General features: G+C 68.6%; 12 protein-coding genes and 2 pseudogenes. 5 read left to right on the top strand and 9 right to left on the bottom strand.

Annotated elements, in window-relative coordinates; genetic code table 11:
* Positions 1-19: 19 nt before the first annotated feature.
* The 3 genes from E0500_RS00395 (at position 20) to E0500_RS00405 (ending at position 4439) form a co-directional block, all read left to right on the top strand.
* Positions 20-850, top strand: coding sequence for a helix-turn-helix transcriptional regulator (locus tag E0500_RS00395; protein WP_131566603.1), 831 nt, complete (start codon positions 20-22; stop codon positions 848-850).
* 363 nt (positions 851-1213) lie between these two features.
* On the top strand, positions 1214-2953 hold the full coding sequence (locus E0500_RS00400) for a phosphatidylglycerol lysyltransferase domain-containing protein (RefSeq protein WP_399120124.1): 1740 nt from the start codon (positions 1214-1216) through the stop codon (positions 2951-2953).
* A 283-nt stretch (positions 2954-3236) separates the two neighbouring features.
* Positions 3237-4439, top strand: coding sequence for a cytochrome P450 (locus E0500_RS00405; RefSeq protein WP_309504748.1), 1203 nt, complete (start codon positions 3237-3239; stop codon positions 4437-4439).
* Positions 4440-4537: 98 nt separating this feature from the next.
* On the opposite strand, the gene E0500_RS00410 is transcribed toward E0500_RS00405, so the two are convergent.
* From E0500_RS00410 to E0500_RS00430, 5 genes and pseudogenes are all read right to left on the bottom strand, one after another.
* Entirely contained in the window at positions 4538-5914 is a 1377-nt protein-coding gene (locus tag E0500_RS00410) for a tannase/feruloyl esterase family alpha/beta hydrolase (RefSeq protein WP_131566593.1), read from the bottom strand.
* A gap of 84 nt (positions 5915-5998) precedes the next feature.
* On the bottom strand, positions 5999-6319 hold the full coding sequence (locus tag E0500_RS00415) for a hypothetical protein (RefSeq protein WP_131566589.1): 321 nt from the start codon (positions 6317-6319) through the stop codon (positions 5999-6001).
* Between the two features lie 439 nt (positions 6320-6758).
* Complete coding sequence (locus E0500_RS00420; RefSeq protein WP_131566586.1) at positions 6759-7001, bottom strand: hypothetical protein; 243 nt, start codon at positions 6999-7001, stop codon at positions 6759-6761.
* 244 nt (positions 7002-7245) lie between these two features.
* Positions 7246-8751, bottom strand: a complete 1506-nt coding sequence (locus E0500_RS00425; RefSeq protein WP_131566583.1) for a hypothetical protein — start codon at positions 8749-8751, stop codon at positions 7246-7248.
* Positions 8752-8925: 174 nt separating this feature from the next.
* Positions 8926-9135 (bottom strand): annotated as a pseudogene (locus E0500_RS00430) (IS481 family transposase); the annotation flags it as partial.
* Positions 9136-9220: 85 nt separating this feature from the next.
* Between E0500_RS00430 and E0500_RS43030 the strand changes: the two are divergent.
* Positions 9221-9346: pseudogene (locus E0500_RS43030) on the top strand (hypothetical protein); the annotation flags it as partial.
* Between the two features lie 262 nt (positions 9347-9608).
* On the opposite strand, the gene E0500_RS00435 reads toward E0500_RS43030, so the two are convergent.
* Positions 9609-11711: a sacsin N-terminal ATP-binding-like domain-containing protein gene (locus E0500_RS00435; RefSeq protein ID WP_131566579.1), complete on the bottom strand. Its 2103-nt coding sequence runs from the start codon at positions 11709-11711 to the stop codon at positions 9609-9611.
* Positions 11712-11850: 139 nt separating this feature from the next.
* Between E0500_RS00435 and E0500_RS00440 the strand changes: the two genes are divergently transcribed.
* Complete coding sequence (locus tag E0500_RS00440; RefSeq protein WP_181586818.1) at positions 11851-13227, top strand: IS1380 family transposase; 1377 nt, start codon at positions 11851-11853, stop codon at positions 13225-13227.
* Between the two features lie 782 nt (positions 13228-14009).
* Here E0500_RS00440 and E0500_RS00445 read toward each other — a convergent pair.
* The 3 genes from E0500_RS00445 to E0500_RS00455 form a co-directional block, all read right to left on the bottom strand.
* Positions 14010-14165: a hypothetical protein gene (locus tag E0500_RS00445; RefSeq protein ID WP_165935124.1), complete on the bottom strand. Its 156-nt coding sequence runs from the start codon at positions 14163-14165 to the stop codon at positions 14010-14012.
* 276 nt (positions 14166-14441) lie between these two features.
* The gene (locus E0500_RS00450) at positions 14442-15026 is read right to left on the bottom strand and encodes an SMI1/KNR4 family protein (RefSeq protein ID WP_131567919.1); all 585 of its coding nucleotides are present in this window, start codon (positions 15024-15026) and stop codon (positions 14442-14444) included.
* Between the two features lie 43 nt (positions 15027-15069).
* On the bottom strand, positions 15070-15612 hold the full coding sequence (locus E0500_RS00455; protein ID WP_165935123.1) for a DNA/RNA non-specific endonuclease: 543 nt from the start codon (positions 15610-15612) through the stop codon (positions 15070-15072).
* Between the last annotated feature and the right edge of the window lie 202 nt (positions 15613-15814).

A 15814-nucleotide genomic window follows, 5' to 3' on the forward strand; every position in this document is an offset into this window, starting at 1 on the left:
GGAACGTGATAATGAACGCATGCAGCCACAGGGCGAGTTGGGGGACTTCCTGCGCTCACGACGGGCCAGGATCCGGCCCGAGGACGTCGGTTTCGCCTCCGGCTCGGGAGTGCGGCGCGTGCCGGGGCTGCGCCGTGAGGAGCTGGCGCATCTGGCGGGGGTGAGCGTCGACTACTACGTACGCCTGGAGCAGGGCCGCAACCGCAGTGTGTCGGACGCCGTACTCGGAGCGGTGGCGGGCGCCCTGCGGCTGGACGAGGACGAGCGCGCCCATTTCTTCCGGCTCGCGCGCCCCCAGAAGCCGGAGGCGGACCCCGGACGGGCCCATGACGGTGCGGCGACGCGCTCCGGGGTGCGCCGACTGCTGGACTGGATCACCGCTCCGGCGCTCGCCATGGGCCGGCGGATGGACGTACTGGCCTGGAACCGGCCCGCGTGCGCCCTCATCACCGACTTCTCCGCGCTGCCTCCGGCCGAGCGCAACCTGTGCCGGCTCCATCTGCTGAACGACGAGATCGGCCGCCGCTATCCGGACCGCGAGATGATCGCCCGCGAGGCGGTGGGCCATCTTCGCCTCGCGGCGGGCCGCTTCCCCGACGACCCCGCGCTGTGGCGGCTCGTGGAGGAACTCAACGAGCGCAGCGAGGAGTTCCGGCACCACTGGCTGCTGCACACCGTGCGCACCAAGTCCCACGGGCTCAAACGCATCGACCACCCGGAGGCGGGCCCGCTCACCCTCTCGTACGAGATCACCCACTTCCCCCAGGATCCCGAGCTGAGCCTCCTCGTCTACACCGCCGCCCCCGGCTCACCCGAGGAGAAGGCACTGCGCGTCATGGCCGAGGCGTAGGCCGGTGAGGGGCGTAGGCCGGTGAGGGCCGCCGCCCTGTCCCCGGAGACCCTCCCCTTCACGATCTCCAGCCTGCCGCTCGACGAGTCATGGACGTAGCTTCTGATCGTTCCCGCTTCTGATCGTTCCCGCTTCTGGTCGTCCGGACGGCGGTGGTCCGCGTGCTGGCGTCCCGGCTGTGCGATTACAGTCGGTGGTGACGGACGGGGGGAATGCGGAGGGTCGTGACGTTCCTTGCCTGCCCCGCTTTCATCACCCACCGATCCCCCGGGCTGCCTTCCGTCCGCGTCGGCCGGTGGCGCAGGCGTCTCCGGAGCGCGCGCCGCATGGCGCGGCCGGGCGGCCTCCGCCGCGGTCTGGTACCTGCGGCTGATGGCGCTGCTGAACCTGGTGGCGGTGGCCTCGGTGCCGTTCCGGGAGGAGGTGCGTGAGCACCGCGCGAGTCAGTACTTCACCCCCTACCTGGCGACGGCGGGGCTCGTAGCGGTTCCTCTGTCGCTCTTCCTCGCCGTGGCCATGCGGCGTCGCAAGAGGGCCGCGTGGGTCTTCAACATGCTGCTGGCCGGACCGCTATTCGCTCTGTACGTGCTGCTCATGACCCAGGAGGCGTACCGGGAGCACGGCTTCAACTGGTTCTCCACGGCGCTCACCGGCCTGTTCGTGCTGTCTCTGGTGGTCGGCCGCAGGGAGTTCCGGGCCAGGAGCGGCACCTGGAACCGCGGCCTGGCAGCCGTCGTCCTGCTGGCGGGCCTGGCGGTCGCGGCTCTGGTGGGGACGCTGCTGGTGAGCGCGACGACCACCCAGCCGGGGACATCGGTCACCGATCGTGTCTCCTACGCACTGCTGCGCGTGGTGACGCTCGGCCCGTTGTCCGGCACGTCCGTCACGGTGCACGCGCCACGCTGGGTCGACGTGGTGATCAACGTGCTGGCCGCGGTGCTGTTCCTGCTTCTGCTGTACGCCTGCTTCCGCGCTCCGCGGGGCCGGGAGCTGCTCACCGCCGCGGACGAGAGACGGCTGCGTGATCTGCTGGACCGGTACGGCGAGCGGGACTCGCTCGGGTACTTCGCGCTCCGCCGCGACAAGGCCGTCATCTGGTCGCCCAGCGGAAAGGCCGCCATCGCGTACCGCGTGGTGGGCGGGGTCACCCTCGCCTCCGGCGACCCTCTCGGTGACCCGGAGGCATGGCCCGGGGCCATCGAGCAGTGGCTGCGCGAGGCACGCGAGTACGCCTGGGCCCCGGCCGTCGTGGGGGCGAGCGAGGAGGCCGGGACCATCTACACGCGGCACGGACTCGACGCCCTGGAACTCGGTGACGAGGCGATCGTGGAGCGCGATGCCTTCACCCTGGAGGGCCGGGCGATGCGGGGCGTCCGCCAGGCGCGGCACCGGGTGCGCCGAGCGGGGTACACGGTGCGCATACGGCGGCACGAGGCGATCCCACAGGAAGAAATGGCGGCCTTGCTGGACCGGGCGGACCACTGGCGGGACAGCGAGACGGAACGGGGCTTCTCGATGGCGCTGGGGCGCCTCGGTGATCCGGACGACGGGCGCTGTGTGATGGTGGAGTGCCACGACGGGGAGGGCGAACTGCGGGCGCTGCTGTCCTTCGTTCCCTGGGGACGGCGCGGGCTGTCACTCGATCTGATGCGACGGGACCGCGACGCGGACAACGGCCTGATCGAGTTCATGGTCGTCGAGTTGCTGCAGCGGGCGGACGAGGTGGACGTGGACCGGGTGTCGCTCAACTTCGCCATGTTCCGCTCCGTCTTCGAGCGAGGGGCCCGGATCGGCGCCGGGCCGGTGCTGCGGCTGTGGCGCTCGGTGCTGACGTTCTTCTCCCAGTGGTGGCAGATCGAATCCCTGTACCGGGCCAACGCCAAGTACCGGCCGGTGTGGGAGCCCCGCTACCTGCTGTTCGAGAAGACCAGCGAACTCCCCCGGATCGGTCTGGCCAGTGCCCGCGCGGAGGGCTTCGTGGCGGCGCCGAGCCTGCCCTCCCTGTTCGGCCGCCGGCACCGGCAGCCCCCGGGGCGACCCCCCGACGGCACCTCTGGCTCAGCACCGGAGGGGAACGCGCGGGCCCGCCCGGTCGGCCCCTGACCCACAGCGACACGGCACGGGCCCGCGCTCCGCGCCGGCCGAAGCGGACTACGTCCTCCTCGCGGCACCACTCACCCCGGCCCCCCACTGCCGGGTCGACGCCTCCGTCCTCACCGCGATGAAGCCCGACGCCCGCCGCCCGGCGGGTCTGCGGAGCGCGCGCCGTTGGTGGAAGTCGCCGGCAGCGGCCTCCCCGCGCCTTCGCCGGATCCCTTCCGGTCCGGGCACTATTTCCTTTCGCCGGGCCGCACAACGGCAACGGTCCACCAGCCAAGGAGATGACGTGCATTCCACAACGGCCACGAATGCGTTGCCGCAGCCGTTCGACAGTGTCTTCGCCGCCGACCCCTACGCCTTATACGCCCGGCTCCGCACGGAGGCCCCCGTGCACCGGGTGGCGCTTCCCGACGGAGCGCCGGTCTGGCTCGTGACACGCGAGGCCGACGTACGCGTGTGGATGTCCGATCAGCGGCTGTCGCTCGACAAGGCGTACTCGAGCAACGGCTACAAGGGCTTCTCGCTTCCGCCCGCCCTCGACGCCAATCTCCTCAACATGGACGGGGAGGACCATCTGAGGCTTCGCCGTCTGGTCTCCAAGGGCTTCACCCCACGCCGCGTCGAAGACCTGCGTACGTCGGTGCAGGGCGCCGCGGAACGGCTGGCAGACGCTCTCGCCTCTCACGACGAGCCCGACCTCGTGGCCGATTTCGCCGGTCCGCTGCCGCTCATGGTCATCGGCGAGCTCTTCGCCGTCCCCGAGGAGTCCCGTAAGCCGTTCTCCCAGTGGGTCACCACCATGGTCGCCCCTGAAGACCCCCGTGAGATTCCCGAGGCGATCGGCGAAATCCACCGGTTCTTCGTCGACCTCATCGCCGCCAGGCGCGAGGAACCGGGTGACGATCTGCTCTCCGCACTGATCGCCGCCCGCGACGTCGACGACCGGCTCTCCGAGGACGAACTCAGCTCTCTCGCGTTCCTGATCCTCACGGCCGGCGTCGAGAACGTTCAGCACCTCATCGGCAATGGGCTGTTCACCCTGCTCGTCCACCGCGAGCAGCTCGACCAACTGCGCGCCGACCACGACCTGTTGCCGGAAGCCGTGGAAGAGCTGCTTCGCTTCGCCCTTCCCAACCTCATGGCCATTCGCCGTTTCGCCACCGAGGACATCGAGATCGGCGGCGTACGGATACCGCGCGGAGACACGCTCATCCTCTGCGTGGCATCGGCCCATCGGGACCCGGCCCGCTACCCCGAGCCGGACCGGTTCGACGTTCACCGGGAGGACAAGGCGCATCTGGCTCTCGGTCAGGGCGTGCACTACTGCCTCGGCGCGCCCCTGGCACGGATGCAGATCCAGATCGCCCTCAGCACCCTGCTCACACGCTTCCCCCACCTGGATCTCGCTGTTCGGCCCGAGCGGCTCCAGTGGCGTACGTCGTGGCGGTCGCGTTCCCTCAGGATGCTTCCCGTAGCCATCGCTCCGTAGGGCCCGCAGGGACGCTCATCGCGCCCGGGACACCGGCATTACGCACAAGCCCCGGCGGCGCGAAGTGCCGCTGCCGGGGCGCGGTGGGCAAGGAGGGATCAGTCCAGGGAGCCGGTGTTGACGAGGTCGCCGGAGGTGGGTCTGGGGACGGTCCGGCCGGCCGGTGGCTCCTCGCGGTGCTCCACCCAGTCCGTCATGGCGGTGAAAGCGGCTCGGTAGCAAGGCAGGATCGGCCGCAGCTTGTCGGGGTAGGTGTCGTAGAGGCTGTCGACGTGGGTGCCGCCCTCGATGCGGTAGTAGCGGTGCAGACCGGCCCTGCCCTGGTCGGCGACCATGCGCGCGTAGACGTCGGACTGGACGCCGATGGGCAGCAGCGCGTCCAGCGTGCCGTGCAGAGTGATCATGGGCTTGCCGATGCGGCCGGTGAGTGAGATCCGGGCGACGGCGTCATGGACCGAACGGGGCCGCGTCGCGTAGCCGTAGGCGGCGTCGGAGGGGCAGGGGGCGAGGATTTCCTCGGTGGTGGATCCTGCCGAAGCGCCGGGGCAGTCGGGGTCGTAGCCGGGGTCGAATGCGGCGCGGTAGGTCTTCTGGGTCAGGCCCCAGTACGCCTTCTCGTGGTACGGCCACAGGAACTCCGTGCCCCGGGTGAACCCGGCGGCGTACATGTCCTCGTCGCCGGCCCGGCCCAGTTGGCGGGCGACGGCGGTGGGCAGGAAGGTGAACAGGTTGGGGCCGTCGGGACGCCACAGGGCGCCTTCCCAGTCGACGCCGCCGTCGTAGAGCTCGGGACGGTTCTCCAACTGCCAGCGGGTGAGGTAACCGCCGTTGGAGATGCCGGTCATGTAGGTGCGCCGTGGGGCGTGCCCGTAGTGCTGGGCGACCACCCTCTTGGCGGCGAGGGTGAGTTGGGTGGTGCGCAGGTTCCATTCGGCGAGCGCGCCGCCCGGCTGCTTCCCGTCGGTGTAGAAGTCGGGGCCGCTGTTTCCCTTGTCGGTGGAGGCGAACGCGTAGCCCTGGGCCAGCACCCAGTCGCAGATGAGGGCGTCCAGGGAGTACTGCTTGCGCACGCCGGGTGCGCCGGTGACGACCAGTTTGCCGTTCCACTGCTCGGGCAGCCGGATGACGAACTGGGCGTCGTGGTTCCAGCCGTGGGTGGTGTTCAGGCGCGAGGAATCGGGGAAGTAGCCGTCGATCTGCAGGCCGGGCACACCGGAGGGTATGTGGGTGCCCCGGGCCATGAGGCCGGCCTGGTCGGCGGTGTCGGTGTAAGGGGTGCCGGCGAGGGCGCTGGTGGTCAGGTCGTCGTGACAGGAGATCTGCTGGAGTTCGGCACCGGGGACGTTGATCCGGTGCTGCCGGTGGCCACAGCGGCCGGGCGCGTTGTCGGCAGCACGGGCCGTGGCGCCGGGGGTCATCGCCGCCGTGGCGAGCAGGGCGGCAGACAGAAGAGTGCTTCGTCGGCTGGGGTGCATGGATGCGGCTCCAGGTTCCGGGGGCGAGCTCCGTGTGCGGGGCAGGCCGTCCAAGGCGTCGGTGAGGCTGTGCGGTGGGTGGGATCAGATCTCGGCACGCTTGCGCAGCGTCTTCGTGTCGAACTTGCCGGCTCCGGTGCGCGGGATGGCCCCCATGACCTCGATCCGCTCGGGGACGTCCCAGTGGGCCTCCAGACGCAGGTAGCCGTTCCGGGCCGACGTCGCCACGCGGTCGAGGGCGTCGAGGGCGTGCATCAGCCGCTGGGCGCGACGCGCGAAGGCGGCGTGGGCGTTGCGGTGCACGCAGCCGCCGAGGAACCGGGTGACCACCTCGGTGTCGGGGAAGCAGCACGGGGCGTGGTCGAAGAGCAACCAGGTGTTCGGCGGGGTGTCCGTCATCGCCATGGCGCACATCGTGGGCGCCGCGCGGCGACCCGGCCACGGAGGGAACCCACGGTCCGGGAGCACCGATGGTGGAGTGAAAGCCCATACCGCGGCAGCCGGGCACGACGTATGGCCGGAAGGATCCCGCACGCACGGGCCGGTCGGTGCGGAGGTCGGCCACGTAGCCGCGTGCGACAGCCGAATTCAACGTCTGCGTCGCATCGGCATCCGTCGACGTTTCCCCGCGCTGTCGAGGGGCGGTGATGGCACAACCGCGCGCCATCCTGGGCGGAGAGCACCGTTCACGCCCTGGTCGGCCTTTTCCGATCCCTGTGTCCTGCCTGCGTCCCGAACGCGTCCCGGCGGGACGAGCCCGTCCGGCTTCCGAGGTGATCACCCGAGCTCGGGAGTGGGCCTCGAACTCGCGAGCAGCAGGCGCGGATCCACGTGCCGACGCCGCTCACAGACCACATCTCCCGGCGGCGAGTGCCGTGATCGCGCACTCGGCGGCGTGCCGTGCCGCGAGCGCGGAGGGGAAGGGTCCACAGCCGTGGGAGGCACGGTCGGCCGGCCCGGTCTCGATCCGCCACTGCCAGGCGGTGCGTGCGGCAGGGAGCGAGGGGTGGTACCAGACGGGCTCTGCGGCCAAGGGTGCGCTCTCCGCCGCCTGGACGAGTACGCCGTATGTCACCCCGTCGATCACCGCGGTGGCACACCTCCCGGTGTTGTCGTCGACAGTGTCGACAGCCCAGTCCAGAGGTGACAGCCCAGTCCAGAGGTGTCGGAGTCGACTCCGACACCTCCAGCAGGGCAGGTCGCCACCCGCGCGGGTGGCCGGCAACGTGGCACGACCTACCGGCGAAGGCCGCGCATATTCCAAGTGGTCCACGCCTGATCCCGCAGAGACGTTGAACTCAGCCTCTGAGATCGGCCGCTACCGTTTACGTTCAGCCGATCCACTTCACCTGGTTCCGCAGCCAGAACGGCCGCCGGCCCCGTACGGTCGGGAACAGGCGCAGATCACGGCGATACTGGCGGGCGTTCGGCGGCTGCCGCCACACGGGCATGGAGTCCCGTTCCGTCGCCCAGTAGGCGATGCGCCATGGGCTGTCGCCGTAGTACGGGCTCCTGGTCGGGTCGTTCTTCTCGATGGTCATGACGAGGACGTAGTCCACGCCGTACTCCGCCGAGTAACTCGCCTCGCGCAGCCGTCGCAGGGCCGCGCGCTCGGGAAATTCAGGCAGTTCCAGAAGGTCGCCGCTCGTGCTCTCGCCTTCGCTCTCGCCCCGGCGCTCGTCTCCCTCCTCCAGGCTTTCCTCCTCGGTGGATTCCTCCCCCATGGATTCGTCCTCGACGGACGGGTCCCACCCCCACGCCCGCCGATCCGACGGATTCACCCCCAGCTGGATCTCCTCGTGCTGCGCGACGGCCCGGTACTCCAGAGTCAGCAAGCGCCACTCCGTGGGCGCCGCGTCCACCGCCGCGGCGGCGACCCTCTCGCGCAGATGCTCCTTCTCCTCGTCGGTGAGGGGTCGCTCGTACCGTTGCAGCCTGCCGCGCTGCCGACGGGTGGGCCCCCGACTGAGTGGTCCGAAGTTGCTGCTGTATCGCATCTCGATCAACAGCCTGCCGAGAAACGCCCAGCCCTGGACGCTGTTGTAGTAGAAGATCCGGACCAGCCGGAAGTCGAAGTCGAAGGTGACATCGACGTCGGTGCGGCGGTAGGTGACGGGGGTGTGTTCGCCGAGCCATTCGCCAAGGGAACTCTCAGGCCCCAGTGCGGAGGCGACCAGCAGCTGAAGCAGGCTCTCGACGACCAGTACGGCGAAGAACCAGACGGCGCACGCCGCGACGGTCATCGGCCAGGCGAGCCATGCTGGGACCAGGCTTGAGAAGAAGCCGTGCACATGGTCCGGCGCCCAGGTCACGGCGGCCTCGACGACATCGGGCAGCGTGCTCGCGTATCCGGCGAGGACCACCAGCACGACCCTGTCCAGCAGATGGCGCATCACGCCGAGAAGGCTGAACGAGAACCCCCATTCGGGTCGAAACCCGGCCATGCTCCTGGCGCACAGCGTGACGAACGCAAGCACCTGGCCGACGGCGGCGAGCAGGGCGACCATGCCGTGGAAACCGGGCTGCTGTTGGAAGTGGCTGGAGACGAGGAACCCGGAGAAACCAAAGAGGAACGCCTGGACGATCCAAACCATCACGATCACAAACCGCCCGGCGAGCGCGACGAAGGCGGACCGCGGCACGGCCTCGGACGCGGGCGGACGCAGATCCGGCCAGTTCAGCAACGCGAACAGAGTCGTCAGAACGGCGATGGCCACGGAGAGGTCGGTTCTCGCCTGTCCATGGACGTCGGCGAACGCCGAGAAGAGATACAGGCCGATCAGAACGATCAGACAGAGGACCTGTGCCGTACGCCGAACCCTTCCCCCGGTAAACACCAGTTCATGATAGAAGCCCCTGGCATTGCAGGGGAGTTGGAGACGTCACTCGGCACACGTTCTGAGCAACCTGACACCAATCCGACTCCGAAAGCACTCAGCCCGTGCGGCTGAAGCTGCGGTTCCGTTCTGTGGGCTCGGCCGAGCAATTACTCGTCTTCGGCCCGGCCGTCGGCGGCCCGTGGCCCGGTCCAGATGTGCGAGGCGGGCCAGGCCGTAGCGGGTCAGCACGCGGTGAACAGTCGAGGGAACCAGCCGTAGCAGGCCGGCGATGCGAGCCGGTCCCCAGCAGCGCACGACCCGGACCTTGATGGTGCGCCGTTCTGTGCGGGTCGGGGTTCGGCGCAGGCTGGTGACCGGGCGGCTGGAGCGGTCGGTCATGCCGTGTCCGTCATCCCGACGCGCACGGAGTGCTGTACACGGCTGCCGGTGACCTCACTCTCCCGGAACGCCCTGTGTCCACCCTCCGGAACGCCCTGTGTCCACCCTCCGGGAGGCCTTCGACCTCCTCGCCGGGATCAACGCCCGCGCCGACGGTCTGCTCCCCGTGATGGCGCTGGTCGAGCACGTGGGTTCGCGGCTTGCTCGGCGATGAACTCGCGCTGCTCCCTGATCTGGTTCTGCTGACTGCGCAGGGTCCCCCGCGCGTGTGGCGGTCAAGGAGTTGCGCCTTCCGCAAGGAGTAGGACCGGCGCTGGATTCTCGACTCGGACGGGCCGGTCAGGGCTTGAGTGGTGAGGCGGCCCAGTGGGTCCCAGCCGTTGGTGAGGGTCAAGTTGTCGCCGATGCGGCGCGTGGTCTCGCGGCCGGCCGCGTCGTAGGTGGAGTCCAACGCCCGCCCCGACACGTTGAGATCATTAGCTCAGCCGACGCTCAACCGAAGTGCAGGCGATCATGACGAACCGGAGGGCTTGGAGGCGCAGCTTGTGGTCCTTGCTCTCCGCGAGGGCTCGGCTCACATGTTCCAGCAGGCCCTTCATGTCGAAGGGTCGGACGAGCCCGGCGCTCTCGAGGAAGGTGCGGGCGGGCAGGCGCCGTACGTGCCCCGTCCCCTCGGTCCAGGTCAGGCCGGGGTGTAGGTAGAAGAGCCGCTTGTCGAGGACGGCGGGAACCGACAGGGCCTGCGGGTCGTCTGTCTCCCCGCGCACGGGCTGGAAGAAAGCGTCGCGCCTGGCCCGGCGCGAAGTCCGCTTTCCTTCCGAATCGCTGGACTCTGCACCGCCGTTGGCCGGCCGCAGAGTTCCGTCGTCGGCCAGGAGCAGCCTCCTGCCGCGCAGCACGCGGCCGTCCTCCTCAAAGAGAGCGGCCAGGTCGTCGTACAGGGCGTTCCACACGTCGACGGGCTCGCTGGCCTCAGGATCTGGAAGGGGAAGGCTAGCGACCATCCGCTCCACGTAGCCCGCGAGAGCCTCCAGTGTCGGCTCCCAGGGACACTTCAGTCTCTCGCACATTGCAGCAAGTCGCTTGAGCCGCTCGCCTCCGAGCTCCGGGTCGGCGACCACGGCACCGGCCTCGTGCGCACGCTGTGCTGTGAGGACAGATAGGTCGAGGTCGGGCCAGAGCACAGCACGCCGGGGCGGGGCCCAGGTCGTGTGCGGTGCCGCGCTGTCGCTGGCGAGGACGGGTACCAGCGGTACGTCGGCCAGTTCACAGCCGTGCACATGCCAGGCCGCCGTGAACAGCAGCCCCGCGTAACGGCTCCCCCAGCTCACCAGGTCTACCGCCAACTGCCGAGGCCGCGGATTTGGCACCGCGCGCAGCCATGCAGAGGCGGCCAGGCAGGTCTCGGCAAGCGCGTCGAACAGCATGACGTTCAACGGGTGCTCGCGGTCGAGGTCGGTCCGGTCCATCTTGGTGAAGAAAGGGGCGTTGACGTGCCCCGCGAAGGGCGTTGTTACGCCCTCGCCCAGCGGCAGGAAGGTGTACGTCTGTCCGCTCCTCATTTTCCCCGGGGCTGCAGACGGGACAGCTATCTCGATCACGGCAGACTCGCCCCACTGCCGCCACTTGTCGTCCAGGAGGCCGAGGTCAACGGCTTCAACGAGCGTCTGGTCCAGCCGCTCTGGCGCTACTTTGCCGCGCGCGACGAGGAATTCACCGGCCGGTCCCAGATCCACTTCGGCGAAGGAGAGTGCAGTGGGCGGGGCGTCCTCGTCCTCATCAGTGGCAAAGGGGCGTTCCGCGCGGGTGAGTTCTTGAACCTCGCGAACGTCACCGTCCCGCCTGCGTTCGAGTGTCAGACGACAGAGGCGGTCCAGGAACAGCATGATCGGCGCCTTGGCCGCAGCGAGCTCCTCCAACCGAAGGCGAGCCTCATTGCGTGCGGCCTCGCTCCGCAGGGGGAGCCGAACAACCGTGACGTGCCCCAGCTCGGCCAGCTCCGCGCAGACTGCGGGCACCTCCTCGACCGGGAATGGAATCTGGAACGGCGGGAATTCAGCGACCGCCTTGCGTGCTGTCTCCTCGTCGCCCAGAAGCTCCGCGACATCGCTCTCCTGAGCAAAGCGAAAGCAGTAGCCGTCCAACTCCGAACCGGCCGATCCATCCGGATCGGAGCTGTAGATCTCGGGCTCCTCGCTGATCAGCAGGACGCTCCGGAACCCCACGCCCTTGTTGCCGATTCCCTCTCCGATAACCTTCGAACTCTGGGCGATCTTGCACACGTCTTCCACGTTCTGCCAGGTGAACGGTGCGCCACCGTTGGCGACATACAGCGTCCCCCACTCGCCTTCGTCCTCATCCAGCAGCACATGTACCTGACCGTCACGGCGCTCCCTGAGATGCGCATCATGACCGTTCTGCAGGAGCTCCAGCAGGAAGCGTCCGGCATAGTCCCGGGCGCTACTGAAGGACAGAGCACGCAGTTGAAGAGCTGGCCGCCATCTTGTCGGCCGGCGCCAGTCTTCCAGCACTCCGAGCGCGTACTCCCGGAGTTGCTCCGCGCACGCGTCACCGATCATGGTCCCCCCTCGTCTAACCTCGCGCTTTCACGAGGTGGAGTGTCCGAGGCTTGATCAAATAAGTGGAGAGTGCTCCTGACCTGCAACGATGGGACTTGTCTAGGGTCCTGTTGGCTGCAGGGAAAGAAGCACTCTCCAGGTGAAGAAGCGTATCGGGTCGTACCCGCGTGTCCGCATCGAGGGCGGCGGCCGGGCGGTGGTCTCGCAGGCCGGGGGCGTGCTGCTGGTCGAGACCGTCCGCAAGGCCGGCCTGGACACCGCGATATCAGCGGCGCTGACGCCGTGGCGGAAGGCTCGGGCGGTGCACGACCCGGGCAAGGTCCTGCTGGACGTGGCCCTGGCGGTTGCGCTGGGCGGCGACTGCCTCGCGGATGTCGCCATGCTGCGGGCCGAGCCGGCCGTGTTCGGGCCGGTGGCCTCCGATCCGACGGTCTCCCGCCTCATCGACGCCCTTGCAGCCTCCGGGGAGAAGGCCCTGCGGGCCATCCGTGCCGCGCGGGCTGAAGTCCGCCGACGTGTCTGGCGGTTGGCCGACCGGGAAGCGCCTGATGCGGGCGGGACGGTGACCGTGGACCTCGACGGGGTGCTGGTGATCGCGCACTCGGACAAGGAGGACGCCGCACCCACGTGGAAGCGAACCTACGGCCACCACCCGCTGATGGGGTTCGTCGACCACGGACCGGGCGGCACGGGTGAACCGGTCGCAGCCCTGCTCAGACCGGGCAACGCGGGATCGAACACGGCCACCGATCACATCACCGCCGCTCAACTGGCCTTGGCCCAGCTGCCGAAGAAGTACCGGCGCGGGCGCCGGACCCTGATCCGCACCGACTCCGCGGGCGGCACCCACGACTTCGTCGCCTGGCTCGCTCAGCGGGGACGGTGGCTGTCCTACTCGGTCGGCATGGTGATCACCGAGGCGATCCACCAGCATGTGCTGAAGGTTCCGGCATCGGCCTGGACGGCGGCCGTCGAGGCGGACGGCGGGATCCGCGACGGCGCCTGGATCGCTGAACTCACCGGCGACGTTCTGGACGGCTGGCCGGAGGGTATGCGGCTGATCGTCAGAAAGGAACGACCGCACCCCGGGGCCCAGTTGCGGCTCACGGATGCGGACGGCATGCGGCTGACCTGTTTCGCCACCAACACCTCGGGCCGGCCGATCGCCGGGCTCGAGCTCCGTCACCGGCTGCGGGCCCGGGCCGAGGACCGCATCCGCGCCGCCCGGGCCAGCGGCCTGCGCAACCTGCCCCTGCACCGCACGGCCCAGAACCGGATCTGGCTGGAGATCGTGCAGATCGCTCTCGACCTGCTGGCCTGGATGTCGACGCTCGCCCTGACCGGCAAGGCCAGGCTCTGGGAGCCCCGCCGGCTACGGCTCCGCCTGTTCACCGCGGCCGGACAGCTCGTGACCACCGGCCGTCGGCGAACCCTCCGCCTGGCCCGGCACTGGCCCTGGACCGGTCACATCACCGCAGCCCTCGACCTGCTCACCCAACTGCCCGACCCTGGCTGACCAGCAGATTCCCCGTCCCTTCGACAGCACCCCAACACCCGGAGCAGTGGAATCCGGCGCCATCCCGAGGCGACACTCGGGCCTTCGGCCTGCACCGCCTCAGCCCACGGCACGAAAACGGTCCACCGACTCCGTCGGCGGACCGTCACGAAACTTCGAGGCTAAACGCTCGGAAGGGACCGTATCCCGCCCCTCTGGCGCTTATCGTTCACAGACCACGATCGAGTGAAGATCGCCAGATCGGCTTGACCAGTACACCGTCGAGAATTGCTCCGTCCGGGCCCGTCGGGGCACGCACGACCCAGTAGCGCCGCCAGGCCCTAGCAAACAGCCCAGAGAGCGCGTGGGGGCTACTACCCGTCTCGGCGCCACGCAGTTTTGACCGAGACCGTGGGACGGCATACCTAGGCAATTCGTCCAGCGGATCAGCTCCGCTCTCGCGGAGAGGACAGGGATGCAACCCCCGGGGCAGAGGTGACCACCGGATCACCTCCGCTCTCGCGGAGAGGACCTCATGTACTTGCCGTGACCCTCGTGCCTCTCCGGATCACCTCCGCCTGAGCGGAGGTGATCCAGTCGCCGACGCCCTGCGGGAGATGGCCGCCGAGTCCTCTCTGCGCGAGCGGAGGTGATCCGCTGTGGACCCGCCGGGGCGCCCCCGCTCCCCGCCGCCTCAGCCGGCCCGCTCTGGCCGCGGCTTGAACAGTCCCGACCCCTCCTCGCTCAACCACCCACGCTCCACCAGCCGCTTGGCACGGAACCGAGCGGCCTGCTCCCGCGCATCACTGGCTTCCCAGCCAGATGATCGCGTATCTGCCGGGCCCGCAGGCCGCCCCCGCCGCCTTGGTATCCGGCATACCCGGCGCTGCGGCCAGGGCGTCAACGACCTCCTCACGGGCGACGACCGCGCGCCGCGCGGCCTCCTCAGCCTCGGCCACCGCCGCCTGGACCCGCTCCAACTCAGCGCGCAGCTCGAATTCGGCGACCGGATCCGGCTCGGCCTACTCGCCGAGGAGATCTTGCCCCCTGGGCTCAGGGAGGCGTCCACTCTCGGAGCACGGTCAGCGTCGTCGACGCCGAGGACCCCGGCCCCGAGCCCTCTCCGCTGCTACAGCCGCCGGGGATGACACCACCCCTGCGGTCCACGCCATGTCCGGAGCACCAGTCACGGCGGCACCGTGATCCGCCCGACGTCGGCGTCAGTACCTCAGGCGTCAGGTGTCGTCGCCGGAGCAGGGATCGAACGTCGTGCCGAGGTCGTACTGCGCGATCCCGAAAGGTTGAAAATCGGCATCCGCGAGAACTCTGTAGAGGAATTCCGACGTGGACATGTCGTACCGGCGCCACTCGCCGCCGTCGGCTCGCGCGAGGATGGGATACTCGCCGGGCCGCCGGGCATCGATCAGCCAACAGTACTCATCGCCCCATTCCGTGGCGCCCCACCCGACCAGACCCTTACCTCCCGGGGCGTAAATCGAGTAGGGATCCACAGCAGAAACGTCACCATACCTTCCATCTTGATCGACCGAAAGGGCTACTCGCCACTGCGCTAGGAAGTCGAAGGAGATACCCTCGTCACACGCGAAAAAAAAGACGGAATCAGAAAACACGCCGCCACCAAAGGCTTCGAAGAGCTCTTTGTAGTCCGCCGGCAGTGGGACCTGCAACTCCTCTTCCATCGCCGCCCAGTCGACAGAAATCCCCAGCGGCTCCCAACCAGTCAGTTCGATCACACGCTGCACCCACATACGGCAACCTTTCAGTAGGAAAAGGGTGTGGGTGAACATCATCAGCGACATTCACCCACACCCATTGTATCTTCGGCGAGCAGGGCTGCCTAACTCAGGGCTGGAGCCCTGAAGGTGTATTCCAGATTGTAATGGGATCGAGCGGAACTTCCCCGGTGTCCATGTTCAACCATTTGATGGTCAGGTAATCCGGAGCGCCATTTCGGCCGGTGTAGTGGGCGGTTACTTCGTAGTAGACCGTGTCCCCCGCCTCCACCATCCTGGCAACCTCGTTCTCCACCTTCCTCATCTGGGACCTGTTGGGTGTACCGTACAAGGAAACCAGATTCCGACGGTCGGTACCGCTACCGCCCAGCGTATTGGCCAAGAGGTGACCGCGGTTCATACGCTTCTTCATGCCCGGCGTGATGGTTTCCGGGAAATTCCTCATGGGGCGCGGAACCGGTGATCCCGCGATCATGGAGTCGGAGTTGCCCATCGTCTGGCCGTTGTCGTTGATCCAGCTGAAGTCGCCCTTGTTGAGGCAGGCCTGTACCCCCTGCGCCCTGTCGTACTGGTCGAGCGGCTGGTAGAACACCGCGCTCTGGCCATCGGTGCAGTTGTCCTGCGTGAACGGGAACCTGGTTGTGAGTGGCACCCAGTCCCACTCGTCCTCGGGGGTGGTGAGCCGCCCCTTGCTGAGGTCGCCGGTGGGCTCGGACGTGTGTCCGCTAGAGGCGACGGGGGTGTTCCAGCCGATGAATGTTGGCAGCCATCTCGATGACGGTCAGCCAGCCGGCCTTCGGGGCCTTCGTGGCCGTCTTCCCGCCGCCCGAGAACCAGCTCGCAGGGTTCCACCA

Origin of the sequence: Streptomyces sp. KM273126 (assembly GCF_004337435.2) — a bacterium.
Taxonomy (GTDB): Bacteria; Actinomycetota; Actinomycetes; order Streptomycetales; family Streptomycetaceae; genus Streptomyces; species Streptomyces acidicola.